Source organism: Pleomorphomonas oryzae DSM 16300, assembly GCF_000422965.1.
GTDB classification, from domain to species: Bacteria; Pseudomonadota; Alphaproteobacteria; order Rhizobiales; family Pleomorphomonadaceae; genus Pleomorphomonas; species Pleomorphomonas oryzae.
In genome coordinates this window covers 238869-263883 of the sequence record NZ_AUHB01000001.1, presented here as the reverse complement: position 1 = coordinate 263883, position 25015 = coordinate 238869, and the positions used below count along the sequence as shown (strand labels likewise).

The 25015-nt window shown below is 63.5% G+C and carries 26 protein-coding genes; 18 read left to right on the top strand and 8 right to left on the bottom strand.

The window, feature by feature from the left end; translation table 11 throughout:
• Positions 1 to 220: 220 nt before the first annotated feature.
• From G522_RS25025 to G522_RS0101255, 5 genes are all read left to right on the top strand, one after another.
• Positions 221 to 595 (top strand): AtpZ/AtpI family protein, encoded by a 375-nt coding sequence (locus tag G522_RS25025; protein WP_084632642.1) that lies wholly within the window; start codon positions 221 to 223, stop codon positions 593 to 595.
• A 68-nt stretch (positions 596 to 663) separates the two neighbouring features.
• Positions 664 to 1422: a F0F1 ATP synthase subunit A gene (locus G522_RS0101270; protein WP_026789497.1), complete on the top strand. Its 759-nt coding sequence runs from the start codon at positions 664 to 666 to the stop codon at positions 1420 to 1422.
• Positions 1423 to 1485: 63 nt separating this feature from the next.
• The gene (locus G522_RS0101265; RefSeq protein ID WP_026789496.1) at positions 1486 to 1713 is read left to right on the top strand and encodes a F0F1 ATP synthase subunit C; all 228 of its coding nucleotides are present in this window, start codon (positions 1486 to 1488) and stop codon (positions 1711 to 1713) included.
• 146 nt (positions 1714 to 1859) lie between these two features.
• Positions 1860 to 2474 carry a F0F1 ATP synthase subunit B gene (locus tag G522_RS25020; RefSeq protein ID WP_036837552.1) on the top strand — a complete coding sequence of 205 codons (615 nt, stop codon included), beginning with the start codon at positions 1860 to 1862 and terminating at the stop codon, positions 2472 to 2474.
• Positions 2475 to 2484: 10 nt separating this feature from the next.
• Entirely contained in the window at positions 2485 to 2967 is a 483-nt protein-coding gene (locus G522_RS0101255; protein ID WP_026789495.1) for a F0F1 ATP synthase subunit B family protein, read from the top strand.
• Between the two features lie 49 nt (positions 2968 to 3016).
• Here G522_RS0101255 and G522_RS25015 read toward each other — a convergent pair whose 3' ends face one another.
• Complete coding sequence (locus G522_RS25015) at positions 3017 to 3709, bottom strand: ribonuclease HII (RefSeq protein ID WP_051228013.1); 693 nt, start codon at positions 3707 to 3709, stop codon at positions 3017 to 3019.
• Positions 3710 to 3855: 146 nt separating this feature from the next.
• Between G522_RS25015 and aroC the strand changes: the two genes are divergently transcribed.
• The 3 genes from aroC to G522_RS28730 all read left to right on the top strand — a co-directional run bounded on the left by aroC (position 3856) and on the right by G522_RS28730 (position 7858).
• Positions 3856 to 4974 (top strand): chorismate synthase, encoded by a 1119-nt coding sequence (gene aroC, locus G522_RS0101240; RefSeq protein WP_026789494.1) that lies wholly within the window; start codon positions 3856 to 3858, stop codon positions 4972 to 4974.
• A gap of 5 nt (positions 4975 to 4979) precedes the next feature.
• Entirely contained in the window at positions 4980 to 5504 is a 525-nt protein-coding gene (locus G522_RS25010) for a GNAT family N-acetyltransferase (protein ID WP_051228010.1), read from the top strand.
• A gap of 224 nt (positions 5505 to 5728) precedes the next feature.
• The gene (locus tag G522_RS28730; RefSeq protein ID WP_084632641.1) at positions 5729 to 7858 is read left to right on the top strand and encodes a methyl-accepting chemotaxis protein; all 2130 of its coding nucleotides are present in this window, start codon (positions 5729 to 5731) and stop codon (positions 7856 to 7858) included.
• 75 nt (positions 7859 to 7933) lie between these two features.
• Here G522_RS28730 and G522_RS0101225 read toward each other — a convergent pair whose 3' ends face one another.
• Positions 7934 to 8392 (bottom strand): Lrp/AsnC family transcriptional regulator, encoded by a 459-nt coding sequence (locus G522_RS0101225; RefSeq protein WP_026789492.1) that lies wholly within the window; start codon positions 8390 to 8392, stop codon positions 7934 to 7936.
• 167 nt (positions 8393 to 8559) lie between these two features.
• Between G522_RS0101225 and ald the strand changes: the two genes are divergently transcribed.
• Positions 8560 to 9675 (top strand): alanine dehydrogenase, encoded by a 1116-nt coding sequence (gene ald, locus G522_RS0101220; RefSeq protein WP_026789491.1) that lies wholly within the window; start codon positions 8560 to 8562, stop codon positions 9673 to 9675.
• Between the two features lie 73 nt (positions 9676 to 9748).
• Here the strand turns inward: ald and G522_RS0101215 are convergent, their stop codons facing one another.
• From G522_RS0101215 to G522_RS25000, 3 genes are read right to left on the bottom strand one after another with little or no spacing between them, the layout of a single operon-like run.
• A complete protein-coding gene (locus tag G522_RS0101215; RefSeq protein ID WP_245586565.1) occupies positions 9749 to 10981 on the bottom strand; it encodes a class I SAM-dependent RNA methyltransferase in 1233 nt (410 codons plus the stop codon).
• Positions 10974 to 11708, bottom strand: coding sequence for a TlyA family RNA methyltransferase (locus G522_RS0101210; protein ID WP_036837546.1), 735 nt, complete (start codon positions 11706 to 11708; stop codon positions 10974 to 10976). The genes G522_RS0101215 and G522_RS0101210 overlap by 8 nt, the downstream gene beginning before the upstream one ends.
• Positions 11709 to 11749: 41 nt before the next feature.
• Complete coding sequence (locus G522_RS25000) at positions 11750 to 13030, bottom strand: MFS transporter (RefSeq protein ID WP_051228008.1); 1281 nt, start codon at positions 13028 to 13030, stop codon at positions 11750 to 11752.
• Positions 13031 to 13244: 214 nt separating this feature from the next.
• Here G522_RS25000 and G522_RS0101200 point away from each other — a divergent pair, with 214 nt between their 5' ends.
• Together G522_RS0101200 and G522_RS0101195 are read left to right on the top strand one after the other, a co-directional pair.
• Positions 13245 to 13631, top strand: a complete 387-nt coding sequence (locus G522_RS0101200; RefSeq protein WP_026789488.1) for a hypothetical protein — start codon at positions 13245 to 13247, stop codon at positions 13629 to 13631.
• Between the two features lie 142 nt (positions 13632 to 13773).
• Positions 13774 to 14610 (top strand): MBL fold metallo-hydrolase, encoded by an 837-nt coding sequence (locus tag G522_RS0101195; RefSeq protein WP_036837543.1) that lies wholly within the window; start codon positions 13774 to 13776, stop codon positions 14608 to 14610.
• A 1-nt stretch (position 14611) separates the two neighbouring features.
• On the opposite strand, the gene G522_RS0101190 is transcribed toward G522_RS0101195, so the two are convergent.
• Both G522_RS0101190 and G522_RS0101185 read right to left on the bottom strand, forming a co-directional pair.
• Positions 14612 to 15397, bottom strand: a complete 786-nt coding sequence (locus tag G522_RS0101190; protein WP_026789486.1) for a DUF1499 domain-containing protein — start codon at positions 15395 to 15397, stop codon at positions 14612 to 14614.
• A complete protein-coding gene (locus G522_RS0101185; protein ID WP_026789485.1) occupies positions 15394 to 16392 on the bottom strand; it encodes a DnaJ C-terminal domain-containing protein in 999 nt (332 codons plus the stop codon). Before G522_RS0101185 ends, G522_RS0101190 begins: the two co-directional genes overlap by 4 nt.
• A gap of 221 nt (positions 16393 to 16613) precedes the next feature.
• Here G522_RS0101185 and pdxH point away from each other — a divergent pair, with 221 nt between their 5' ends.
• The 7 genes from pdxH to G522_RS0101150 all read left to right on the top strand — a co-directional run bounded on the left by pdxH (position 16614) and on the right by G522_RS0101150 (position 24095).
• Positions 16614 to 17243 (top strand): pyridoxamine 5'-phosphate oxidase, encoded by a 630-nt coding sequence (gene pdxH, locus G522_RS0101180; RefSeq protein WP_281168415.1) that lies wholly within the window; start codon positions 16614 to 16616, stop codon positions 17241 to 17243.
• A gap of 17 nt (positions 17244 to 17260) precedes the next feature.
• A complete protein-coding gene (locus tag G522_RS0101175) occupies positions 17261 to 17506 on the top strand; it encodes an exodeoxyribonuclease VII small subunit (RefSeq protein ID WP_026789483.1) in 246 nt (81 codons plus the stop codon).
• 132 nt (positions 17507 to 17638) lie between these two features.
• The gene (locus G522_RS0101170) at positions 17639 to 18097 is read left to right on the top strand and encodes a GyrI-like domain-containing protein (protein ID WP_026789482.1); all 459 of its coding nucleotides are present in this window, start codon (positions 17639 to 17641) and stop codon (positions 18095 to 18097) included.
• A 120-nt stretch (positions 18098 to 18217) separates the two neighbouring features.
• Complete coding sequence (dxs, locus tag G522_RS0101165; protein ID WP_026789481.1) at positions 18218 to 20140, top strand: 1-deoxy-D-xylulose-5-phosphate synthase; 1923 nt, start codon at positions 18218 to 18220, stop codon at positions 20138 to 20140.
• A 24-nt stretch (positions 20141 to 20164) separates the two neighbouring features.
• Positions 20165 to 20893: a GNAT family N-acetyltransferase gene (locus G522_RS0101160; RefSeq protein WP_036837725.1), complete on the top strand. Its 729-nt coding sequence runs from the start codon at positions 20165 to 20167 to the stop codon at positions 20891 to 20893.
• A gap of 31 nt (positions 20894 to 20924) precedes the next feature.
• Positions 20925 to 22880 carry a bifunctional 2',3'-cyclic-nucleotide 2'-phosphodiesterase/3'-nucleotidase gene (locus tag G522_RS0101155; protein ID WP_026789479.1) on the top strand — a complete coding sequence of 652 codons (1956 nt, stop codon included), beginning with the start codon at positions 20925 to 20927 and terminating at the stop codon, positions 22878 to 22880.
• Between the two features lie 171 nt (positions 22881 to 23051).
• Positions 23052 to 24095, top strand: coding sequence for an AraC-like ligand-binding domain-containing protein (locus G522_RS0101150; RefSeq protein WP_026789478.1), 1044 nt, complete (start codon positions 23052 to 23054; stop codon positions 24093 to 24095).
• A gap of 382 nt (positions 24096 to 24477) precedes the next feature.
• On the opposite strand, the gene G522_RS24995 is transcribed toward G522_RS0101150, so the two are convergent.
• Positions 24478 to 24789 carry a hypothetical protein gene (locus G522_RS24995; RefSeq protein ID WP_051228005.1) on the bottom strand — a complete coding sequence of 104 codons (312 nt, stop codon included), beginning with the start codon at positions 24787 to 24789 and terminating at the stop codon, positions 24478 to 24480.
• Positions 24790 to 25015 lie beyond the last annotated feature (226 nt).

Sequence of the window (25015 nt, the reverse complement as noted above, 5' to 3'; positions counted from 1 at the left end):
GCGAGGCGATCCCAGCTTAATCGATTACGCGCGCCTCAACTAAGGTCGTAGTCTGCGGAGAGCTGTGGTTTCAGGCGGAAAAATCGTATATAAATCAAGGCAATGTTAAGGCCCAAGCCAATCTTGACAGGCATCCGTGTGAACACTATGGTGCCGGCCAAATCAGGGATTACCCCGATCTTGCAGGGCCTTGGCGACTGCGTTCTCGAGGATGCCGCCGATGGGTCAGGATGACGAACGGCCGGACGACGTCGGAAGCGATCCCCGCCTCAGGGCGCTGGGGGAGAAGCTGGCGGAGGCGCGTCGTACTCCGTCCGAGCAGGGGGGCAACGGGTCACAATCTTCCGGGCTGGCGGGCATCGGTCAGGCGATGAAAGTCGGGTCGGAGTTTGTGGCTGGGGTGATCGTTGGCTTCGTGATCGGCTACACGATCGATCGGCTCTTCGGGACGACCCCGTGGGGGATGATCGTATTCTTGTTGCTGGGTTTCGCCGCCGGGACGCTGAACGTGATGCGTACGACGGGGAAGGCGAAGGATCCGTTCTCCGCTTTGTCAGGTAACGTGCCTGGGCGGAACAAGGACGGCGAAGACTGAGTTAGAACGGCTGGGCGGGCTGGCCCGAGGCCGTATGCGGGCGAGATCGAGCGAGGGAGCTCCTCAAGGTGGCTGACGTAAGAACCGATCCCATCCATCAGTTTGGTATCCACAAACTGGTGGACATCAATATTGATGGCTATGACGTCTCCTTCACCAACTCCTCGTTGTTCATGATATTGACGCTGGCCGCCATTGCTCTGGTGCTGCTCTGGGGCAGTTCGTCGCGTGCAGTGGTGCCGGGGCGGGCGCAATCGGTCGCAGAGCTTTCCTATGAGTTCGTCGCCAATACGCTGAGAAACGCCGCCGGCGAAAGCGGTATGCGCTTCATGCCGCTGGTGTTTTCGCTGTTCATGTTCGTGCTGACCGCCAACATCTTCGGCATGGTGCCCTATTTCTTCACGGTCACCTCGCACATCATCGTCACGGCGGCTCTGGCGTTGCTGGTGATCTTCACGGTGACGATCTACGGCTTCTACAAGAACGGTACTCATTTCCTGAAGCTGTTCGTGCCGTCGGGCGTGCCAATGGCCATTGTGCCGCTTGTGACGCTGATCGAGATCATTTCCTTCCTGTCGCGGCCGCTCAGCCTCGCCGTTCGTCTGTTCGCCAACATGCTGGCCGGGCACATCACCCTCAAGGTGTTCGCCGGCTTCGTGGTGACGCTGACCAGCCTCGGCGCGTTCGGCTTCCTCGGGGCTCTCCTGCCGCTGATCATGGTGGTAGCGCTGACCGCCCTCGAATTCCTGGTGGCTTTCCTCCAGGCTTACGTCTTCACGATCCTCACCTGCATGTACCTCAACGACGCCCTGCATCCGGGGCACTGAGGCCGGATCGACGAAGTTCACCCATCAAAACCACCAGGTCTTTGTTTCTTAAGGAGCCTTACAATGGAAGCTGAAGCCGCGAAGTACATCGGCGCTGGCCTTTCGACCATCGGCATCGCCGGTGCCGCCATCGGCCTTGGCAGCATTTTCGGCAACTATCTGTCGAGTGCCGTCCGTAATCCTTCGGCCGCTGACGGCCAGTTCGGTCGCCTGATCCTCGGCTTTGCCGTGACCGAAGCGCTCGGCATCTTCTCGCTGCTGATCGCCCTGCTGCTGCTGTTCGCCGTCTGATCGCGAGACAGTTGAAGTGAGCCCTAAGGGGCTCGCTACATGTTGCCGACCGATTTTCGGCCGGCCGTGACGAGCCGGCGCCTCGCGAGGTGGTTTTCGCCTCGAGGCGCCGCTTGGCCATCATCATCCATGGAGCCTGAGCGTCGATGAGCTGGTTCATCAGCCAAGCCAACGCACAACAGCCGGCGGTCGTTCCGGCGGAGGGCGGTCACGCGCCGACGGAAGCTACCGGCACGACGGTGGCGCACGGAGGCGGTGAGCATGGCGGCACCTTCCCGCCATTCGACCCCTCGACCTTCCCCTCGCAGCTGTTCTGGCTGGCCATCGTCTTCATCGCACTCTACGTTCTGATGGCCAAAAAGGTCATCCCGCAGATTAGCGACATTCTCGAGGCGCGCGCCGCGAAGATTGCCAGCGAATTGGTTGAAGCCGAAAGGGCCAAGGCCGAAACGGATACTGCCATCGCCTCCTACGAGGCATCGCTTGCGGCCGCCCGCAATAAGGCCAACGCGATCGCTCACGAGACGCGCAGCAAGGTAGCGCACGAGATCGACGGCCGGCGTCATGCCGCCGAGGCGCAGCTCGCCGCCAAGCTGGCCGATACCGAGCAGCACATCGCCGACGTCAAGAAGATCGCGCTCGACCACGTGTCAGCCATCGCCACCGAAACGACCGAGGCGGTCGTCGAAGCGCTGGTTGGCAAGGTTGGTCGCGACGAGGTCACCGCGGCTGTTGCCGCCGTGTCAGTCGGCAAGCACTGAGGGGGCCACGATGCTTGATAACACCACTTGGGCTTTCGTAGGTCTGATCCTGTTCTTTGTCGTGCTCGGCTATTACGGGGTGTTCGGCAAGGTTGGCCGCATGCTCGACAAGCGCGGCGAAGAGGTGACTGCCGAACTCGACGCGGCAAAGCTCCTGCGTCGCGAGGCGGAAGCGCTCTTGGCTGAATATCAGCAGAAGCGCATCGCTGCCGAAAAGGACGCCGCCGAAATCATCGCTCACGCCGAAGCCGAAGCCAAGCGCATGACGGCCGACGCCGAGGTAGCGCTCAAGGAACTGATCGAGCACCGGACCCGCACCGTCGAGGCCAAGATCGCTCACGCCGAGGCGGCGGCTGTCGCCGAGGTGCGGGCCGTCGCCGTAGATATGGCGATCGCCGCCTCGAGGCGCCTGCTCAAGGAAAAGGTGCAGGGCGAGGTTGCCGCCGATCTCATCTCTAAGGGGGTCGATGAGGTCAAGGCGCGGTTCAGCTGAACAGCCGTTATGGATCGACAGGGAACGAGGGGCCTTTGCGGCCCCTTTTTCATGTCTGCTTACAGCCCGCCCGCGCTTCGATGCAGTCGCGGACCGGCCGGAAACTGCGCCGATGGATCGGTGTCGGGCCGAGTTCCGTGAGCGCTTTCAGGTGCTTGGCCGACCCGTAGCCGACATTGGTCTCGAAGCCATAGCCGGGAAACTCGATGGCGTGGAGTTCCATCATGCGGTCGCGCATCACCTTGGCGACAACCGAGGCGGCGGCGATGGCGGCGACGCGTGCGTCGCCCTTGACGATGGCTGCCCCGCGATAGCCGGCGGCGAGCAGCCCGGCAGGGACGTCCCGCCCGTCGACCAGTACGCCCACCGGCTGTTCGGCCAGCGATCGGACCGCACGACTCATCGCCCAGAGATTGGCGGCGAGAATGTTCATGGTGTCGATACGCGCCGCCGACGCCGAGGCAACGGCGACGATATGGTCGCGGCAGATCGCTTCGTACATCCGCTCGCGCACATCCGGCCGGAGCTGTTTGGAATCGGTGAGCCCATCGGGCAGGGGCGCGTCGGTGAGAATCACGGCCGCGGTCACCACCGGCCCGGCCAATGGGCCGCGCCCGACCTCGTCCACTCCCGCCACGGGGCCACCCCAGCGGCGCGCGAAATCTTCTTCCATGCGGCGGTCGCAGGCCTCGATGATGAGCTCGGAAAGAAGATCAGGGGCAGGAGAAGCAAGGCGGGGCATGGCACGGCCGTGGTGGACGAATCATTCTGTCCACCATGATACGGCAGCGTGGCAAAGTCTCGGCCATTTGACGTTCGCCTTCGCGCCCCATAAGAGAAATCCCAGATCGTCGCGGCTGCCGCCGCTCTTCAATCCCGGGCAAATCGATGTCGCACAACAGTTTCGGACATCTCTTCCGCATTACCACCTGGGGCGAAAGCCACGGCCCGGCGCTGGGCGTCGTCGTGGACGGCTGTCCGCCCGGCCTGCCGCTGACCGCCGAATTCATCCAGACCTTCCTCGACCGCCGCAAGCCCGGCCAGTCGCGTTTCGTGACGCAACGGCGCGAGGATGACCTCGTCGAGATACTCTCAGGCGTGTTTGAGGATGACCGCACCGGTGGCCCAGTGACCACGGGAACGCCCATTTCGCTGCTCATCCGCAATACCGACCAGCGGTCCAAGGATTACGGCGACATCCGTGACAAGTACCGGCCCGGCCATGCCGACGTCGCCTATGATCTCAAGTATGGCATTCGCGACTATCGTGGTGGCGGCCGTTCTTCGGCCCGCGAGACGGCAGCCCGTGTTGCCGCCGGCGCCGTCGCCCGCCTGGTGATCGACGGCGTGACCATCCGTGGCGCCCTGGTCCAAATCGGCACGGAGAAGATCGACCGCGCCAATTGGGATTGGAGCACCGTCAACGACAATCCCTTCTTCTGTCCCGATCCTCAGGCCGTGCCGCGTTTCGAAGCCTATCTCGACCGCGTGCGCAAAGCCGGTTCGTCGGTCGGCGCGGTGGTGGAGCTGGTGGCCGAAGGCGTGCCGGCCGGCTGGGGGGCGCCGATCTACGGCAAGCTCGACCAGGATCTCGCCTCGGCACTGATGTCGATCAATGCGGTGAAGGGTGTCGAAATCGGCGAGGGCTTTGCCGCCGCCGAACTGACCGGCGAAGCCAACGCCGACGAGATGCGCATGGGCAACGACGGCACCATCCTCCACTCATCGAACCATGCCGGCGGCGTCCTTGGCGGTATCTCCACCGGCCAGCCCGTGGTGGCTCGCTTCGCCGTCAAGCCGACCTCGTCGATCCTGACCGATCGACGTTCGGTTTCGGCAGCCGGCGAGGACGTGGACATCATGACGCGTGGGCGCCACGATCCTTGCGTTGGCATCCGCGCCGTGCCGGTTGGCGAGGCGATGATGGCGCTGGTGCTCGCCGATCACAAGCTGCGGCACCGTGCCCAGACCGGTCGCGACGGCGCGGTCGCCTTTCCATTGCGCTGACCGGCATGCCGACGACGGTTGCCCTTGTGCCGCTCCATCCGGCACGCGACTTCGGCGCGGTCGAGTCTGTCTATCGCCGCGCCGCCGACTACCTTGCTCTGGAAAGCGGCTTGACGCCGGATGCGGCCGCTCACGCCTTCTTCGAGGAACGGCCGCCGGCCAGCACCGAGGACACGTTGAAGTTCGGCATCTGCGGCAATGATGACGCTCTCGTTGCGATTGGCGATCTGGCCTTTGGTTATCCCGAAGCCGATGATGCCTATCTTGGCTTGCTTCTTCTGGTTCCGGAAGCGCGGGGCGAAGGTCTGGGACAGGCGATCCTTTGCGAGGTGAAAAAGCTCGCGCGCGCACGTCGTGCATCACGCCTTTTGATCGGCGTCCTCGATGCCAACCAACGGGCGCGAACCTTCTGGGAGCGGCAAGGATTCGAGTTGGACCAGACCAGCGGGCCGCATGCCCTAGGCAACCGACGGCACATTGTCCACCGTTTTGCCCTGTCGCTGACGGCTCCCTCTGAGAATTGCGCCTAGAGAGGCTGCAATCGTTAGGATATCGCGAAAACTTCATATCCGCTTTACGGCTTGTTTACGCGCGACCACGCACAAACTCAGACGAAAGTATCAGTCACGGCGGGGACCAGTCATCGGCAGAGGCCGGACCGGTCTGTCGAAATCGGGTGGACGTGTCCGCGTCCAGCCTTCGATTTTGGCATCGCGAAAACAGGCGGTCCCGCGCCATTTTAGCGGGGGCACGCATGCTGAAGTCCTTCACAGGGAGAATAGTTTTCGTCGTGCTGGCATCCGCGCTGGCACTGGCCGCCGTTCTGACCTTCGCCACCCAGCGCATGGCGGAACAAACGGTCACCGATCTCTCGGGTGAGGCCATCGTTACTGCGGCCGGCGCGCGTGCCGGCGCTCTGCAGGCGTGGATCGATAGCCTCTCCAGCCAGGCGGCAGCCGTCGCCTCCGCCTCGGCCCTTCAGGAGTCGGCTCGCGAGTTCAACAGCGCCTGGAACCAGCTCCTCGACGACGATCCCGGTGCGCGCCTGCGGCAGGTGTTTGTCGACGGCAACCCGAACCCGCAGCACCGCGAGGAGATGACCACCGTCAACGACACGTCGGAGCGTTATTTCATCTACCATGCGACGGGCCATAAGGCGGTCGCCTCCGCCTTGCGCGACACGGGCTTTGACGATCTCGTGCTGTTCGATGATGGCGGCAGGGCCTACTACTCCTATGCCAAGGACGACCTGTTCGGCCGGCGTATCACGGACGCCAAGAACAAGCCGGCACTGATCGACGTGGTCAAGGCGATGATCCCGGCGCCTGGCGCTAAGCCTGCCGCGCTCAAGCCCGCCTTCACCAGCTTCATGACCGATCCGTCCACCTCGGTTGGGCTCAGCAGCTATTTCGTGGCGCCTGTGATCATGGAAGGTCGCTTTGTCGCCGTGGTGGCATTGCGCGTCAACATGGCTCAGGCTTCGAAGATCCTGACCGACAAGACCGGTCTCGGCGCCACTGGACGGTCCATTCTCGTGTCATCGGAAGCCGGTTCGGGCTTTACCTTCGGCCAGACGGCGAAGGGCGACATGCAGATCGATCTCTCGGCCAACGCCTTGCGCAAGGCAGCGGAGGGACAGGTATTCGAAGCGCAAATCGAACCCGGCATTGTGGAACTTGCAGCGCTGGCGCAAGTGCGCCCCGGCTGGCAGGTGTTGTCGCTGCATGATCGCAGCGCGGCTCTGGCGCCGGTCAAGCGGCTGACCCTGACCCTCGTCGCAGTCGCCGCGGCGGTCCTGCTTCTGGTCGGAGGCATCGCAGTGCAGCTTACCCGTCGTCTGACACGGCCCTTGGCGACACTGGCCGCCGATGTCCGGCGTCTCGGGGCCGGCGAACTCGAAACCCAATTGTCGGGTCGTGACCGCAAGGACGAGATCGGCGATCTTGCCCGCGCCGTCGATGTGTTCCGCGCCGCTGCCATCGAACGGCTGCGGCTTGAGGAGCAGCAGATCGAAGAGGGCCGCCGGCGCGAGAACCGCCAGCAGGAGGTCGATCGCCTGGTCACCGAGTTCCGGGCCGAGGTGCACAACACCATCGAGGCGGTTGCTCGCCGCATGGCCGGCATGACGGCCACCGCCGCCGATCTGACGCAGGTCGCCGAGGAGACGACCGTGCGTACCGGTGAGGCCGCGCATGCCTCATCGACGGCCTCGGGTTCGGTGGGCTCGGTGGCTGCCGCCGCGGAGGAACTGGACGCGTCGATCCGTAACCTCGGCACTCAGGTGAACGCCGCCCGTGACGTGGTCGAAAGTGCCACGCAGGGCGCCAATGCCGCCAATGCCAAGGTCGGCGGCTTGCGCGTCGCTTCCGAAGAGATCGGCAAGATCGTTACGCTGATCCAGTCGATCGCCGGTCAGACCAATCTCCTGGCGCTCAACGCGACCATCGAGGCGGCCCGCGCCGGCGAGGCCGGCAGGGGCTTTGCGGTCGTTGCCTCCGAAGTGAAGAACCTGGCCGGCCAGACCGCCAAGGCCACTGAGGAGATCTCTCACCAGATCGCTGCCATCCAGACGTCGTCCGAGGAAGCCGCAGAAGCCATTCAGGCGATCACCGACACCATGGCGACCGTCAATCGCTATACGGTCGCCATGGCCGACGCCATGGGGCAGCAGAGCGAGGCGACCACATCGATCAGCGGCAACGTCCATGCCGCCGCTGCGGCCACCGGTTCGGTGCTCGGCATCGTCGAGCGCGTCGCCAGCGCCGCCGATGCGACCACCCGCTCGGCGCAGTCGGTGAAGGAAAGCGCATCCGAAGTCGAGCGCGAGACCAAGGCGCTGGAAGATCTACTGGCCGATTTCCTCGACAAGGTCACCGCAGCCTAAAACTCCGTCTTGTCGTTCATGCCCGGAGCACGACGTCGATCTCATGGATCGGCCTCCTGCTCCGGGTCTTGCTTTTCAGATCGGCAGTTTAGTGGAGCGCTTCACCGTCCGGAGCGTCAACTGCGACTGGACGCGCACGACGCCGGGCAGTGGCGTCAGGATCTCGCTGTGGATACGCTCGAGGTCGGCGGCGTCGCGATAGACGACGCGCAACAGATAATCGTGCTGACCGGCCAGAAGATAGCACTCGGTGATCTCGGGGATGGCGCGCACCGCTGCCTCGAACCGGTCGAGCGAGGCGCGCCCCTGGCTGTCGAGCGTCACGGAAACATAGGCGGTGCCGGGCACGCCGGCTATTCGCGGATCGAGAATGGCGACGAAGCGGGCGATGAGGCCGCTTTCCTCGAGAAGGCGCGTGCGCCTCAAGCAGGCCGAAGCTGAGAGGTGGACCCGATCCGCGAGCTCGGCATTCGTCGGTCGGGCATTGTCTTGCAAGGCGGTCAGGATCGCACGATCCGTCACGTCGAGGCGCATGGGTTGAATTTCCTGCGGTTCAAGGGGCGAAGACCAGAATTTTATGCCAATCTGCGACCATAGTCTGCTGAATCTGTGCAAGAAATTGCGTCATGCTTGGCCAATTATGCGCCATCATGCCAAAACCGGGACAAAACCCGGCGGCAGAACCAGGGGAACATAATAAAATGCTTGTCGGTACGCCGAAGGAAATCAAGGATCACGAGGACCGCGTTGGCCTCGTTCCCTCGTCGGTGCGCGAACTCGTCGCCGCCGGACATAAGGTCATCATCGAAAAGAATGCCGGTGCCGGCATTGGTGTTGCCGACGCTGCCTACGTCAAGGCGGGCGCCACCATGGTTGACGGCCCCGATGAAATCTTCGCCAAGGCCGACATGATCGTCAAGGTGAAGGAGCCGCTCGCCGTCGAACGCAAGAAGCTGCGTGAAGGGCAGACGCTGTTCACCTATCTGCATCTCGCTCCTGATCCCGAGCAGGCCGAGGATCTGATGAAGTCCGGCGCCACCTGCATAGCCTATGAGACGGTAACGGCGCCGAACGGTTCGCTGCCGCTGCTCGCGCCGATGTCGGAAGTGGCCGGCCGCATGGCGCCGCAGGTTGGCGCTGCCGCGCTCGAGAACGCCGCCGGCGGTAAGGGCATCCTGCTCGGCGGTGTCGCCGGCGTGGCGCCTGCCAAGGTGGTGATCCTGGGCGCTGGCGTTGCCGGTACCAATGCCACCCACGTCGCCTTGGGTATGGGCGCCGACGTGACACTGGTCGACAATTCGATCGACGCTCTGCGCCGCGCCATCGCCACCTTCGGCGTCCGCATCAAGACGGCCCATTCCAACAAGGACACCGTGGCGGAACTGGTCTCCGGCGCCGATCTCGTCATCTCAACGGTACTCGTGCCGGGCGCGGGCACGCCCAAGCTGATCAGCCGCGAGCTGATCGCCGCCATGAACAAGGGCTCGGCCTTCGTCGATGTCGCCATCGACCAGGGCGGCGCCTCGGAAACGTCGCGCGCCACCACGCACTCCGATCCGACCTATATCGAAAGCGGCGTCGTGCACTATTGCGTCGCCAACATGCCCGGCGGCGTCGCCCGCACCTCGACCTTCGCCCTCAACAACGCGACACTGCCTTTCGCCCTGGCGCTCGCCAACAAGGGCTGGAAGCAGGCCTGCAAGGACGACATCCACCTTGCCCATGGCCTCAACGTCCACGCCGGCAAGATCACTTACAAGGCGGTCAGCGACGCCCTCGGCCTTGCCTACCTCGACCCGGCCAAGGCGCTCGCCTGAGTCGATACTGCCCTGATGTGAAAAGGCCGGAGCGGGGAATCTGCTCCGGCCTTTGTTCGCCTCAACCGATCTTTCAGCGTTTCAGCACTGTGACCACTTCGACGTGGCTCGACCACAGGAACTGGTCGACCGGCGTAACGCTTTCAATGCGATAGCCACCATCAACGAGCGTTCGAAGGTCACGGGACAGCGTCGCCGGATTGCAGGAGACGGCGACGATGGTCGGTACCTTCGAGCGGGCAAGCCACTGGCTTTGCTCGGCGGCGCCGGCGCGTGGCGGGTCGAACACCACGGCGTCGATTTTCTCCAGTTCCTTTTCAAGCAGCGGTCTGCGGGCAAGGTCACGCTTCTCGGCGGTAATCCGATGGCGACCGCTCGTGCCGCGCGCCGCCCGGTCGAGAGCTGCGACGGCGCCGGCCTCGCCCTCGATCGCCAGCACCTCGGCTTGCCGGGCAAGCCGCAATGCAAAGGTGCCAACGCCCGAGAAGAGATCGGCGATCCGCTTTACCTTGGCCGGAATGGCCGCGGTCACCAGCTCGCCCATGATCGTTTCTGCCTCCTCGGAGGCTTGCAGGAAACCACCAGGCGGCAGCGTGACGGCAACACCGTCAATGTTGATGATGGCGGGGCGGCGTTCGACGATCGCCTCGCCGCCGGCCGACAAGCGGGCAAGATCGAAGCGCGCGGCGAGCTCGATGAGAGGCATGCGCAGCCGATCGACGTCGCGCGCCGCAATGCCGGCGACGGATACGTCGAGACCACCACTGGTGAGCGTCACCGTATGGTCGAGCCCGCCTTTCCTGGGCGCAATGAGGCCGGTCAGGGCTGTCAGTGCCGGCAGAGCTGCGAGGAGCTGCGGCTTCACCACCGGACATTGATCGATGGTGACGAGGCGGTGGCTGGCCCGCTCGTTGAAGCCGACCAGCGGATGGCGGCCGGCCATGAGCCCGGCAAAGGTTGCGCGGCGGCGGGAATGCGGCGGTACGATGCGTGTCTCGCCGACCTCGGGCGACAGGCCGCGATCGGCCAGCGCATCGACAACGAGTCGTCGTTTGAAGGCGGCATAGGGCGCCGGCGCGACATGTTGCAACAGACAGCCGCCACAGGTGCCGAAATGCCGGCACACCGGTTCGATACGGTCGGGGGAGGGGGTGAGGATCCGATTGAGCCGGGCCGCTCCGCCCTGCATGTCGACATCGACGGTTTCGCCGGCCAGCGCATAGGGCACGTAGAGCTGCCGTCCGTCTGGCTGGTTGACGACGCCGTCTCCGCGGTGGCCGAGACGGTCGATTACGAGTTCAGTCAAGGCTCGCTCCAAGAAGATATTCATGATTGCCGTCGCCGCCGAGAATGGGCGAGGGGACGAGATCGAGGACACGCCAGCCATCGCGGCCGTCGAGCCAGGCGCGAATGCGCTCGGCGGCGGCCCGGCCGGTCGCTTCATCGACGATGCCGCCCTTGCCGATGGCCTGTCGACCAGCCTCGAACTGCGGCTTGACGAGGAAGACGCCGATGGCCGGCCGGCGAGTCAACCCAAGCGCCGGCGGCAGCGCCAAAGTCAGCGAAATGAAAGACACGTCGGAGACGATCACCTCAGGCCGAAAGGGCAGGTCGGCGGGCGTCAGGTCTCGCGCATTCAAGCCTTCCATATTGGTGACCCTTGCGTCTCCGGCAATGCGCGGATGCAACTGGTCATGGCCGACATCGAGCGCCACGACGCGGGCAGCCCCCCGCTGCAGCAGCACCTCGGTGAAGCCACCGGTGGACGCGCCGATATCGAGGCAATCGCGGTTGCCGACATCGAGGCCGAAATGATCGAGGCCGGCGACGAGCTTCAGCGCGGCCCGCGACACATAGGCTGCTGCCGGATCGGACATCGAGAGGTCGGCGTCTTCCTCGACGGTGAGACCGGGCTTGTCGACCGGCCGCCCGGCCACGGTCACATGGCCACGCAAAATCGCATCGCGAGCGCGAGCGCGACTATCCGCGAGACCACGGGCGACGAGAAGCTGATCGAGACGGATCCTTGCCATGGCGTTGCTTTGCGGCAGGCGCCGGCCTTTGGCAAGAGCCGTCAGGGAGAATCCTTCGGCTCGGTTGCCGGCACCACCGGCGTCTGGAGAATGGGGTCGTCCGGTGAGGGGGCTTCCGGCGGAATGGCACCGCCAACCGGGGCGGTGGCGAACATCTCGTAGGCCTCTTTGGGATCGTCCGGGCGCGACGGACGCATGCGCCAGCGGAGCGCGATGAAGGCGGCCAGCAGAAGTTCGACGATGGCCATGAACACGAACAGCGAACCGTTGCCCCAACTCTCCATGGCGAAGGAGGCGATCAGTGGCCCGAACACGGCGCCGACGCCGTTGGCAAGCAACACGCCGGTTGCCATCTCCACGTAGGCGGATTTCTCGGCGCGATCATAAGCATGAGCGGCTGCCACGGAATAGGCGGTGAGCACCACGGTGCCCAGCACGAAGGCCATGACGAACAGGCCGTCGTTGCCGAGCGGCAAGAGAACGGTGAGAAGGCTGGCAATCGCCGACAGCACCACGACACCGGCCAGTACCAGACGGCGGTCGTGCGCGTCGGACAGCCTGCCGACCGGCCATTGCATCAAGGCACCGCCGATGACCGCTATGGAAAGGAAAATGGCGGCACCATCCGCCGTTAGGCCGCGGCCGATGGCGAAGACGGTGACCAGCGACCAGAAGGCGCCGTTGGCGACACCGATCATGAAGGTGCCTGCAAGGCCCACCGGTGCGATCTTGAGGAGGCGTAGCGGCCGGAACTGTACGATGGCGATCGGCGCCGGTTGCGCCGACGTGGTGAGCGCCACCGGCACCACGGCAAGCGACACCAGGAGCGAGGCGGCGGCGAACAGCTCGAAATGCTGGACCGGCGCCAGCAGCACCATCAATTGGCCAGCTGTGGTGGTGAGGAAGTTGACGACGATGTAGACGCTCATGATCAGGCCGCGATTGTCATTGGTGGCGCGGTCGTTGAGCCAGCTTTCGATGATGAGATAGAGTCCGGCAAGGCAGAAGCCGGTAATGGAGCGTGCGCCGATCCAAACCAGGGGATCGACGACCATCGGATGGACGAGCGTTGTGGCGGCGGCGAGCGATACCAGCGTCGAATAGGCGCGGATATGGCCGGCTCTCAAAATGAGATAGGGGCACGCGAGGCAGCCGACCACGAAGCCGAGATTGTAGGACGAACCCATCAGACCGATGGTGACCGGCGTGAAGTGTTCGTAAAGGCCGCGCAGCGGGATCATCGTTCCGAGCAGAGCATTGCCGCACAACAGGAAACCGATGCCGGTCAGCAGCGAAACGAGCGGGGCGAAAGTCTTGGACAAGGACAAACTCGTGTGCAGGCGTAAGGTCGATGGCCGCTGATCGAAACCAGCCACGATAATCGCGCCGATACCTGGCTCCGGCCTGTTTTTTCGGACGGTCGCGAACCTCTACGGCAATTCCATGAACTTTGTATTTTGAATCGGTTTGGGGCAGTTCGGGTGGAAATGCAAGCACGCCTCCGTCATATTCGACGGGTTGTCGGGAGATTGCGACATGGCGACGACAGGCTGGGCCAGGGCCGACGGATTCTACGATCAGGGCGACGGACAGCGCCGGCCGGCGCAAGCGGAATTGTCCCCTGATGGGCTGGCCATAGTCGCTGCCGACGGCACCCCCATCGCCCGGTGGAAGCTGGCCGATCTCATACGCACGATGGTGCCGGACGGCTTCCGGATCAATGATCGACGGCAAGCTGGTGAGTTCGTTTTCGACCCTGGTACCGGTCACGATTTGGTCCTGGGTTTGGCCAGAATTCCGGAAGCCGACGCGCCAGTCACGCCGCAAACCCTGATCCGAACCATGGTGATGATGGTCGCCGTGGTGCTTGCCGCGCTTTTCGGTCTGGCCTGGGGATTGTTCTGGATGATTGGGTCGCCATGAGAGGCCAGCCCCAGCCTCGGTCCGGCAGGAAGGGAGAGTCCATGCGGGTCCATCGGGAGTCAGGGCGATTCATGGGATGTCCCAAGGAGTCAGGCGCCTTCATGGGCGTCCATGTCGCAGCATGGTGGCAAGGGAGAGCAGCTTGAGCGATCCGGCTCTAGATTTCACGCCCACCCATGGCATTGCCGAGCGGGTGTCCTCGGGCATTCGCCGGCTAACGGCCCGCAACGCCGGACCGCTGACGTTCCGCGGCACGAATTGCTATCTTCTCGGCGATCATGAGGTCACCGTGATCGACCCCGGTCCGGATGACCCAACTCATGTCGCCGACCTCATCGCGGCCGCCGGTGCACCGATCCGACGTGTCGTTGTCACCCACGATCACGCCGATCATGCCGGGGCAGCGAGACGACTGTCCGAGATGACCGGTGCCGAGATTGTCGGCCCCGCGCCCGATCCATCGCGGCTACTCCACCGGCCGGACAGGATAGTCGCCGATGGTGAGACGATCAGGACAGAAGCCGGCGAGCTCCGGGCCATTGCGACACCGGGCCACACCGCCAGCCATGTTTGCTACGACCTTGCCGGGGCAGGACTGTTGTTCTCCGGAGATCATGTCATGGGGTGGTCGACCAGCGTGGTGGTGCCCCCTGATGGACGCATGGCCGACTATATGGCCTCCCTTGACCGTTTAGTCGCCCTCGGTGCCCGTATCTATCTACCCGGGCATGGTGGCCCGGTGGCCGATGGCCTTGCCCGGGTTACCGAGCTGAAGCGTCATCGACAGGCGCGTGAGGCCGCCATCCTGCGGGCGCTAGAGAGTGATGATCGGACCATCGAGGAGATCGTGTCGGCGATCTATATCGGCCTCGATCCGGCGCTTACCAAAGCAGCCGCTCTCTCGGTCATGGCACACGCCGACTGGCTGGAAGAACGGGGGCTTGTCAGACGGATCACCGATCGGCTGAGTCGCCTGTGATTTAGTTGGCGTCCTGCCGCCGGGACATTTCAGCGAAACGGGCGATGAAGTCGCCGACATGGCGGGCGTTTTCGCCGAGATCAGGCATGGCCACCCGGCTCAGCGAACGAACGTCGATACGGCTTCCACCACCGTCACCGGGACGGATGCGAACAACGATATCCTCTTGGGTGCCCAGCACCATCGACCGTGCCTCGGCTTCGATCCGGCCGCTCGCTGCTTCGGTATCGGGCTCTTCGGCCAGCCGGATCGTCCATCCGAGATCGTCGGTGGTCTGTCGGGCAAGCGCGTAGGCCTCGACGGTGGAGAGATCGGCGGCCTGCGTCGTCAGATCGGGATAAGCGTCTTCCTGCAAGGAGGGAGCGTCATCGGGCGCGGCACGCAGATCGATCGGCAGCGCCACCTGCTTGAAGCCGGCGGGCGCGGCCGGCGGGTCGTCCGTGTCGGTCGAAACGCTGTCGAGGGCGGGATAGGCGATATAGGCGGCAAGGCCGCCGATCAGCGGCGAGAAGGTAGCGATGATCAGCAGCAGCGAGCCAAACGCACTGTTGGCGCCGCGCCGTCCCTCGTGCCAGACGTCGCGCACCGTGACTGAAACCACGCCGAGTGCCGCGAGGCCGAGCAGCAGGCCGACGATGACCGCGGCGTACATGGTGGCGCTCGATATGAAATCGAGGTGGCGGGACGCGATCCCCACCACCATCACCATGAAGGCGAGGCTAGCCAGAAAACGTGCGGGACGGGCGCCGCGTGCCGGCGGCAGCGGCAGCGGCGGCAGACGGCTCATGAAGAAAATTCCGGTCCGCGCACGTCATAGGGACGCACTTCACGCCAGCGCTCCATCAGCTTTTCAAGGCCGGCATCGGCCCCGTCCGGCAGCACGATGCGCGGCGTGACGAAGATATCGCCCCGCACGCCTTTCTTATCCGGCAGGCCCTTGCCCCGCAGGCGGAAAGCCTTCGAACCGGTCACGCCGGCTGGGATGGTCATGTCCACGGCGCCTTCCAGCGTCGGCACCCGTACCTTGCCGCCCAGCACCGCCTCGTCGAGCGTGACGGGCAGGTCGAGGCGCAGGTTGTAGCCATCCGGCCGGAACAGGGCATGCGGCTCGTAAACCAGAATGGCAATGGCGTCGCCCGGCGGTGTGCCGTCGCCGCCCTGACCCTTGAGGCGGAGCTGCTGGCCTGGCTCGAAGCCGGCGGGAATCTTGGCGTCGAGCGACTTGCCGCTCGGCAGGGATATCCGCACCTTGCCGGAGCCGACGATGTCTTCGAGACGGACCCGTGCGGTCACCATGACGTCGGCGCCCTTGGTTGATCCCGTGGCGCCCGCGCCCGGTCCGGCTGCGCCTGCAGAGGTGAAACCTTCAAAGCCGGAGAACCCACCGCCGCGCCGGCCGCCGCGCGCGCCACCTCGGGCCGCGCCGCCTGCGAAGTTGGCGAAAGCGTCGCCGAAAATGTCGTGCAGAATGTCATCGGTCGGCCGGCCGCCTGCCTGCCGGAAACCGCCGCCGCCCATGCCGCCCGCGCCACCGAAACCCTCGAACCCGGTAAAGCGCGGCTTGCCGTCGGCGTCGATTTCGCCGGCGTCGAATTGACGGCGCTTGTCCTTGTCGCCGACGATTTCATAGGCCGAGTTCACCTCGGAGAAGCGTTCCTTGGAACGCGGATCGTTCTTGTTGGCATCCGGATGATGCTGCTTGGCGAGCTTACGGTAAGCCTTCTTGATCGTCGCTTCGTCCGCGCTCTTGGGCACGCCCAAGACCTCATACGGATCACGCATGCTGGTTGGCCCTCTTCAAATGGATGATGGCGCACGGTGGCGCCAAGGTTCTGCCAAGCATGTAATGCCCGATCACGTTCCGTTCCAGAGTGTGCCATTATACGGGGCGGACGGCTTTGACAAAATCTTTTCGAACAAGATGTGTCAGAGGTTGTCGCCGGCCGGGATGTGGCTATATGCCGGTCGGACGCTTGCGCGAATCTGGCCGCCGGCCAGCCAGCATGACGAGGCGCCGACGAGAGATGTCCAGTTCCGAGCCCGATTTCACCGAAGCCTCAGAGCCGTATCAGCTGTTCGTCAGCTGGATGAAGGAAGCTGAGAAGAGCGAGCCGAACGATCCCAACGCCATGGCGCTGGCCACGGTCGATGAGGACGGATTGCCAGATGCGCGCATGGTGCTGCTCAAGGGCTTCGACGAGCGCGGCTTCGTCTTCTACACCAACTTCGGTTCCGCCAAGGGCGAGCAGATTCTGAAGACCCGCAAGGCGGCGCTGCTGTTTCACTGGAAGAGCCTCAAGCGCCAGGTGCGGGTGCGTGGCAATGTCTCCGAAGTGTCGAAGGAAGAGGCGGACGCCTATTTCCAGAGCCGCGACCGCGGCAGCCGGATTGGCGCCTGGGCTTCCAAGCAATCGCGCCCGCTGGAAAGCCGCTTCGCCCTTGAAAAGGCGGTGGCCGAGTGGGGCCTCAAGTTCGGCGTCGGCACGGTTCCACGTCCCGATTATTGGTCGGGCCTGCGTGTGGCGCCGACTGCCATCGAATTCTGGCGCGACGGGCTGTTCCGTCTGCACGACCGCATCCGCTTCCTGCCTGATGGCAACGGCGGCTGGACGCGCACCCGCCTCTATCCGTGATCGAAAGGCCGCCGAGAATGACCACTGCCACCGACGTCAGCGCCCTCAGCTTCGAGCAGGCCCTGAAGGAACTCGAAGGTATCGTCGCCAGGCTTGAGCAGGGTTCGGTGCCGCTCGAGGAGAGCATCTCCATCTACGAGCGTGGCGATGCGCTGCGCAAACACTGCGACGGCCTTTTGAAGGCCGCCGAGGCCAAGGTCGAGAAGATCCGCATCGCCGGGGATGGCTCTGCGGCTGGCGTCGAGCCGCTCGATAGAGAGTGAACCGGGCCAGCGTTGGAGACGAATTTTCCACTCCGGCGACTTTTGTCCAGTCGATCGAGTAAAAAAATCTCATTTCCTCGCTTGGCGATTGCCATTTGCCCGGTAGCTTGCCCCTGAGAAGAGGGGGAGCGGATGAATATCGTTGAAACCCAGGACATGTGGGTGCTGAGTGCAGCCCGGAGGATCTCTATCCGGGATGTCGCAGCCGTTTCGGCCGAGCTCGGTCCGATGATGCTCGCCGAGGCCGAGGAGTTGGGCCTGACGACGGCCGGCCCATGGGTTTTCATCTCGCAGAATCTTCCGCGCGACGGCAAGACGCCGTTCGACTGGCGGATATGCCTGCCGATCGAGCGCCCCGTCGCCTACGCCGGACAGTTCGAGGTGCGGCATCTTGAGCCGATCATCGCGGCGTCAGCTTTGCATCGTGGATCGCTGCGAACGCTGTTTTCCAAGGGGTATGGGCCACTGGTGTCGGAAATCGAGCAGTCACGGCATGTCTTTTCCGGTGAGAGCCGCGAGGTCTATCATGACTGGCGTGGGCCGGGGTCGCCCTATCATCTCATCGAAATCCAGTTTGGTCTCGCTCGATGAGTGTCCCTGCATCTGCCGCAATTTAGCTTGATAAACACGACGCTTGCGAATTGATGAGACTGTGATTGACTGATATCTGAGGGTGAGAGGTTTGCCCTCGTAATTTCACGGATTTTTGGATTGCCGCGTCCCGCCACTCCGCTCCTCGACAAGGTATTGTCGCCTGACGATCTCAAGGTGCTGTCGGTTGCCGAGCTTGAGCAGCTTGCGGCCGAAGTGCGCGCCGAGATGATCGACGCGGTGTCGGTAACCGGCGGCCATCTCGGTGCCGGGCTGGGCGTGGTCGAACTGACGGTGGCGTTGCATGCGGTGTTCGACACGCCGCGCGATCGGCTGATCTGGGACGTCGGCCATCAGGCCTATCCGCATAAAATTCTAACCGGCCGGCGCGACGACATCCGCACCTTGCGCCAGGGCGGTGGTCTCTCCGGCTTCACCAAGCGCACCGAAAGCGTCTTCGACCCGTTCGGCGCAGGTCATTCTTCAACCTCGATTTCCGCCGGCCTCGGTATGGCCGTGGCGCGCGATCTGAAGGGTGACGACAATCAGGTGATTGCCGTCATCGGCGACGGCGCCATGTCGGCGGGCATGGCCTATGAGGCCATGAACAACGCCGGCGCCATGGACAGCCGCCTCGTCGTCATCCTCAACGACAACGACATGTCGATTGCCCCGCCGACCGGCGCCATGAGTGCTTATCTGGCGCGCCTCGTGTCCGGGCCGACCTATCTGACGCTGCGCGAGGCGATGAAGCAGCTCGCCTTCAACCTGCCGAAGGGCCTTCGCCAGAAGGCGCAGCGGGCCGAGGAATACGCGCGCGGTTTCCTGACCGGCGGCACGCTGTTCGAAGAGCTGGGCTTTTATTATGTCGGCCCCATCGACGGTCACAATCTCTCACACCTGCTGCCCGTGCTGCGCAACGTCCGCAATGCCAAGGACGGGCCGGTGCTGCTGCATGTCGTGACCAAGAAAGGCAAGGGCTATCCGCCGGCTGAGGCGGCGGCCGACAAGTATCACGGCGTCAGCCGGTTCGATGTGGTGACCGGCGCCCAGGTCAAGCCCAAGGCCAACGCGCCGAGCTATACCCAGGTGTTCGGCGAAACGCTGGTCGATGAGGGGCAGCGCGACGAGCGCATCGTCGGCATCACCGCCGCCATGCCGGCCGGCACCGGGCTCGACCTGTTCGCTGAGGCCTTTCCCGATCGCATGTTCGATGTCGGCATTGCCGAGCAGCATGCCGTTACCTTCGCGGCGGGCATGGCTACTGAAGGCCTGAAGCCGTTCTGCGCCATCTATTCCACCTTTTTGCAGCGTGCCTACGATCAGGTCGTGCACGACGTGGCGCTGCAGAATCTCCCCGTTCGTCTGCCGATCGATCGTGCCGGTTTCGTTGGTGCCGACGGCGCGACTCATGCCGGCGCCTTCGATACTGCCTTTCTTGCCTGTCTGCCCAATATGGTGGTGATGGCGCCCGGCGATGAAGCTGAGCTTCGGCATATGGTCGCCACCGCCGTGGCTTATGACGACGGTCCCATCGCCTTCCGTTATCCGCGTGGCGAGGGTGCTGGCGTCGAATTGCCAGCGCGGGGGCAGCTGCTGGAGATCGGCCGCGGCCGCATTGTCACCGAAGGCAGCAAGGTGGCCATTCTTTCCTTCGGCACGCGTCTCGCCGAAGCGCTGAAAGCGGCTGAAGAGCTCGCTACCTTCGGTCTGCCAGCCACGGTGGCCGATGCGCGCTTCGCCAAGCCGCTTGACCGCGCGCTGATCCGTCAGCTCGCCGCCCACCACGAGCTACTGATCACCGTTGAGGAAGGTTCGACCGGCGGCTTTGGCAGCCAGGTCGCTCAAGCGCTGATTGATGATGGTCGTTTCGACCGTGGCTTCCGGTTCCGTTCGCTGACGTTGCCGGACACCTTCGTCGACCATGACAAGCCGGAGCGCATGTATGCCGATGCGGGTCTCGATGCGCATGGCATCGTTCAGGCGGTACTCGCTGCCCTTGGACGGAGTCGGATCGAGCTGGCCGGCGTGATCGGAAAATAAGGCAAAATGGCCGAGGGGAAGGATATGAGGTCTCACGAGCTGGACGGCAACGGTGATCCCGTCGGACCAGTGGTTGTCGGCTGGACGCCGCGCCCGCGTCCGTCCCGCACAGTGATGGAAGGGCGGGCGGTGCGGCTCGAGCCCCTGTCGACCGATCATGTGCAGGATCTCTTCATCGCTTACTCCGCCGACAAGAGCGGCCGGATGTGGACCTATCTGGCCGTCGGCCCCTTCGACAGCGAGGCCGACTTCGCCACGTTGGTCGGCTCAATGATTCCGTCCGAAGACCCGCTGTTCTTTGCTGCGGTGGACAAGGCGAGCAGCAGGGCGGTGGGCATTGTATCCTATCTTCGCATCGACCCGGCCAACGGCTCCATCGAAGTCGGCTGGGTGGCATGGTCGCCGTTGATGCAGCGGTCGCCCGTCTCCACCGAGGCGCAATACCTGCTGATGAAGCACGCCTTCGAAGACCTCGGCTATCGCCGCTACGAGTGGAAGTGCAACGCCCTCAACGCACCATCGATGAAAGCCGCCGAACGGTTGGGATTCAGCTATGAAGGCACCTTCCGCCAAGCCGTCATCGTCAAGGGACGCAACCGTGATACCGCGTGGTTCTCGGTGATCGACAGCGACTGGCCGGCCTTGAAGGCTTCTTTCGAGGCTTGGCTGCGGCCCGACAACTTCGATGTCGAAGGACGACAAAAAAAGCGGCTCCAGGATTTCAGGTCGTTCGGCGCCGCATCGACGCTTTAGCCCGCAACGGGATTTCATTCAGGAGACAGCCATGCCGATCCATCGTCTCAGCCGTCGTCAACTGTTGCTGGCTACTGCTGCCGGCGCGCTCGTCGCTTTTGTTCCCGCTGTCGCTGCCGCAGCCTCCGATCCGACTGTTCGCCTGCGCCTGATGGCGACCAGCGACCTGCACGTCAACATCTACCCTTACGATTATTATCGCGATAAGGCGGACGACACGGTCGGCCTCGCCAAGACGGCTGCGTTGATCGCCGCCGCCCGCGACGAGGCGCACAATGCCATCCTGTTCGACAACGGCGATCTCATCCAGGGCAGCCCGCTCGGCGACTATATCGCCTATGAGAAGGGTCTCGACGGCGGCAACAAGCATCCCATCGTCGCAGCGATGAATGGCCTTGGTTACCTCTGCGGCACGCTAGGCAATCACGAATTCAATTATGGACTCGACTTTCTCGGCAAGGCGCTGTCCGGCGCCGAATTCCCGGCCGTTTGTGCCAACGTTCTGAAGCCCGACGGCACGCCGCTAATCGAGCCGACCCGCATCTTCGACGCCAAGGTGACCGACGCCGATGGCGGCGAGCACGTGTTGCGCATCGGCGTCATCGGTTTCGTGCCGCCGCAGATCGTCCAGTGGGACAAGGACAACCTCGAGGGCAAGGCGACCACCATCGATATCGTCGACGCCGCCAGCAAATACCTGCCAGCGCTGCGCAAGCAGTCGGACGTGGTCGTCGCTCTCTGTCATTCCGGCATTGCCGGCGGGGCGCGGTCGGGCGGCGAGGAGAATGCGGCGCTATTCTTGTCGAAGGTCCCGGGAATTGATGCCATCTTCACCGGTCACCAGCATCTCGTCTTCCCTGGCAAGGACTTTGCCGGCATTGATGGCGCCGACATCGAGAAGGGTACGCTCAACGGCATTCCCACGGTAATGCCTGGCTTCTGGGGCAGCCATCTCGGCGTTATCGACCTTGATCTCACCAAGCAAGGTGAGGGCTGGAAGGTCAGCGGCTTCAAGGTCGAGGCACGTCCGATCTACGAGCGCACGCCTGACAAGAAAATCGTCTCCCGTGTCGATGCCGTGCCGGCCGTGCTCGCGGCGGTGAAGGCCGACCACGAGGCAACGCTCGATTACGTTCGCCGGCCGGTGGGCGAAACGTCGGCCCCCATTTCCAGCTATTGGGCGCTGGTCGCCGACGATCCGTCGGTTCAGATCGTCAGCCAGGCGCAGCTTTGGTATGGCGCCACCCAGGCGAAAGCAGCCGGTCTGCCGGACCTGCCGATCCTGTCGGCGGCGGCGCCCTTCAAGTGCGGCGGCCGTTCCGGTCCGGACTACTACACTTTCGTTCCCAAGGGCCCGATCGCCATCAAGAACGTCGCCGACATCTATCTCTATCCGAACACCATCCGGATCGTGAAGGTCACCGGCGAGCAGTTGAAGGAGTGGCTGGAACGCTCTGCCGGCATCTTCAACCGGATCGACCCGGCGAAAGCCGACGAGCAGCCGCTGATCGACACATCCTTCCCCTCGTATAATTATGACGTCATCGACGGCGTCACCTACCGCATCGATGTGACGCAGGCAAAGCGCTACGACAACGACGGCAAGGTGGTGGCGCCGGATGCCCACCGCATCGTCGACCTCGCCTACCAGGGCAAGCCGGTCGAGCCGACCCAGGAGTTCCTGGTGGTGACCAACAACTACCGCGCCGGTGGCGGCGGCCACTTCCCCGGCGCCGATGGCAGCACGGTGGTATTCCAGGGGCCGGACAGCAACCGCGACGTCATCGTTCGCTACATCATCGCCAACAAGACCATTAATCCGTCGGCCGACGGCAACTGGTCGATCGCCAAGTTGCCGGAGAAGGCCAATGTCACCTTCCCGGATTCCCCCAACGCCACGCTGGAAACGGTGCCGGCTGGCGTCAAGGTCGAGAAGGTTGGCGACGCCGGTGATGGCTTTGCGAAATATCGCCTGACGGTGGCGTAAGAACGCATTCGCCCGTGATGTAAGAATGAAGGGGCGCCCAGCGGCAACGCTGGGCGTTACCGTCTCTGGTCGGACCATTCCTGGCCGCAACGCGGCTTGATATTCCTTACCACGTATGAGTATTTATCCAGACCGTCGGTTTCCCTGCGATGACCGGAGCGCCGGATAGAGATGAGCGCCGCTTCTCCTGACTCGAAAGTCCTGCGTTCGCGCTTCGATACGCGCTCCTTGCCACCCCATCTCGCCCAGCCGGCTTGGACCGAGGCTATCAGCGTTCTTTTCGATTCCCGCCCCCGCAAGACCGTGGAGGAGGGCTTTTTCGCCCATGTCGAAGCAGCCTTTACCGGCGACGTGGCGCTTGGCCGGCTGCGGAGCACGGCGCAGGATTTCGATCGCTCGCGCTACAAGATCGCCCGCGACGGCATGGACGGCTATCTCCTGCAGTTCTACCTCTCCGGACGAAGTGCAACGCGCGGGGGCAGCAATTCGGAGGTGGCCGGCGAGGGCGACCTTTACGTCATCGACATGGCGCAACCGCTTTCGACCACCACCACCGATCTCGACCAGATCAGCCTTGTGGTGCCGCGTCGGCTCCTGTCTCCTCGGCTTGAGACCCCCGATGCCTCGCACATGCGGATCATTCCGGCCGGCCTGCCGCTGGTTACGCTGTTTCGCGAAAGCCTGAAGAGCTTTCACGGACAGATCGACAACATGTCGCGCCGCGAGGCGGAGGCGGTGATCAACCCGCTCCTCGACCTTGCTGCCGCCGCCGTCAACGGTCATGTGGACGAGCGCAACATGGCCGGTGTCAATCTGGCGCATTTCGTCGGCCTGAGGCGCCACGTCGAGGATAACCTCCTCGATCCCAACCTGACGCTCGACAGCCTGCTCGCGACCTTTGGCCTGTCGCGACGGAAAGCCTACCGGCTGTTCGAGCCGGTCGGAGGCTTCGCCACCTACGTGAACCGACGTCGTCTGCAGCGCGCCTTGCAGGCCCTGCGCTCGGTCGACTGGCGGCACATGTCGATCTCCGAGATCGGCACTGCCCACGGTTTCCCAAATCCCGAAAACTTCAGTCGGGCGTTCCGTAGGGAATATGATCTGTCGCCGCGAGAGGTCCGCCAACTGGCCGACTCGGGCCGGAGCCTGCCGGATGTGGCGGAGAGGCTGTCGCAAAAAGGCTGGGCGCAGTGGATCGGAGATATCGGCCGGTGACGGGCCGCTTTCGGTGCTCAAGGCCGTTAACGTGCGAAGAGCTGACACCAAATGCGGGGTGGATGGCACAAAATGACCATTTCATCGCCGCTACGTATTAGGCCATAGAAATTCGGCGGCCCGCATGCGATGGAACGGCGGTCCCGAGATGATCGGGTCTATCGAGGCGGCTGAACACGCGGCGGTCAAAAACGAAGCAATTTTTACACGTCAGTTTTTAAGTCTTTTTATAGTCATAAGCAGTCACAAGATTTGAACTCCGGTCGGCCCGGTTCAGCCACCTCGATCTCTTTTCGTTCATCTTCATCTGGAAATAGAAACCCTGGAACCTCTTCATAAGGAAGCGGCGCCAGGGTATTTCACTTTTCAAGACCAGACCGCATCACTGGGCCGGTAGGCAGAAGTCGACGTCGATTGGTCTTACGCGTCCCGCCTCAAGATCTTCTTTGAGCGGAATCGTCGGGTCCGGGCCGCGTGTGCCGACGTAGGCCAGGCCCAATCGCATTCTACAGAAATACTGTTTCGTGCCATTTGAGGCGACCCAGCCGGGCATGCCAGATTTGCCGGTGGTGAGCTTGCCGATCTTGTAGCCCTGCTCCATCAGCTCGGTGAAGGATTTCGCCTGAACAATGCCGGTTGTCGCGATCACGGCAACGAACGCGCCGATGACGAGTTTCTTCGGCAATACAAACATCTGTATCCCCTAGAGCATTCCGGCGAACTCTGGTTCGCTGGAGTACTCCAACTTTTGGGTTCACCGCAATTTCGGGCGCAAAATCGGTTCCCACTTTGGCTGAAATTGCTCTAGTTCGGTCCGAACCACCGTGTTCTAGCAGAATGGTAGGTGCGCAACCATAACCTGCAAGGAGGTAAGTCTCATACCAAAAGCTTCCGAGGGCCCGTCAAACCCCGCCATTGAA

Coding starts and splice junctions, on each gene's coding strand:
- G522_RS25015 (WP_051228013.1), bottom strand. CDS start 3,709: ATGCCCCGCCTTGCTTCTCCTGCCCCTGATCTTCTTTCCGAGCTCATC.
- G522_RS28730 (WP_084632641.1), top strand. CDS start 5,729: ATGCTGAAGTCCTTCACAGGGAGAATAGTTTTCGTCGTGCTGGCATCC.
- G522_RS25010 (WP_051228010.1), top strand. CDS start 4,980: ATGCCGACGACGGTTGCCCTTGTGCCGCTCCATCCGGCACGCGACTTC.
- G522_RS0101160 (WP_036837725.1), top strand. CDS start 20,165: ATGAGGTCTCACGAGCTGGACGGCAACGGTGATCCCGTCGGACCAGTG.
- G522_RS0101190 (WP_026789486.1), bottom strand. CDS start 15,397: ATGAGCCGTCTGCCGCCGCTGCCGCTGCCGCCGGCACGCGGCGCCCGT.
- G522_RS0101175 (WP_026789483.1), top strand. CDS start 17,261: ATGACCACTGCCACCGACGTCAGCGCCCTCAGCTTCGAGCAGGCCCTG.
- G522_RS0101185 (WP_026789485.1), bottom strand. CDS start 16,392: ATGCGTGATCCGTATGAGGTCTTGGGCGTGCCCAAGAGCGCGGACGAA.
- G522_RS0101210 (WP_036837546.1), bottom strand. CDS start 11,708: ATGGCAAGGATCCGTCTCGATCAGCTTCTCGTCGCCCGTGGTCTCGCG.
- G522_RS0101155 (WP_026789479.1), top strand. CDS start 20,925: ATGCCGATCCATCGTCTCAGCCGTCGTCAACTGTTGCTGGCTACTGCT.
- ald (WP_026789491.1), top strand. CDS start 8,560: ATGCTTGTCGGTACGCCGAAGGAAATCAAGGATCACGAGGACCGCGTT.
- G522_RS0101255 (WP_026789495.1), top strand. CDS start 2,485: ATGCTTGATAACACCACTTGGGCTTTCGTAGGTCTGATCCTGTTCTTT.
- G522_RS0101225 (WP_026789492.1), bottom strand. CDS start 8,392: ATGCGCCTCGACGTGACGGATCGTGCGATCCTGACCGCCTTGCAAGAC.
- G522_RS25025 (WP_084632642.1), top strand. CDS start 221: ATGGGTCAGGATGACGAACGGCCGGACGACGTCGGAAGCGATCCCCGC.
- G522_RS0101265 (WP_026789496.1), top strand. CDS start 1,486: ATGGAAGCTGAAGCCGCGAAGTACATCGGCGCTGGCCTTTCGACCATC.
- G522_RS0101200 (WP_026789488.1), top strand. CDS start 13,245: ATGGCGACGACAGGCTGGGCCAGGGCCGACGGATTCTACGATCAGGGC.
- aroC (WP_026789494.1), top strand. CDS start 3,856: ATGTCGCACAACAGTTTCGGACATCTCTTCCGCATTACCACCTGGGGC.
- pdxH (WP_281168415.1), top strand. CDS start 16,614: ATGACGAGGCGCCGACGAGAGATGTCCAGTTCCGAGCCCGATTTCACC.
- G522_RS24995 (WP_051228005.1), bottom strand. CDS start 24,789: ATGTTTGTATTGCCGAAGAAACTCGTCATCGGCGCGTTCGTTGCCGTG.
- G522_RS0101150 (WP_026789478.1), top strand. CDS start 23,052: ATGAGCGCCGCTTCTCCTGACTCGAAAGTCCTGCGTTCGCGCTTCGAT.
- G522_RS25020 (WP_036837552.1), top strand. CDS start 1,860: ATGAGCTGGTTCATCAGCCAAGCCAACGCACAACAGCCGGCGGTCGTT.
- G522_RS0101170 (WP_026789482.1), top strand. CDS start 17,639: ATGAATATCGTTGAAACCCAGGACATGTGGGTGCTGAGTGCAGCCCGG.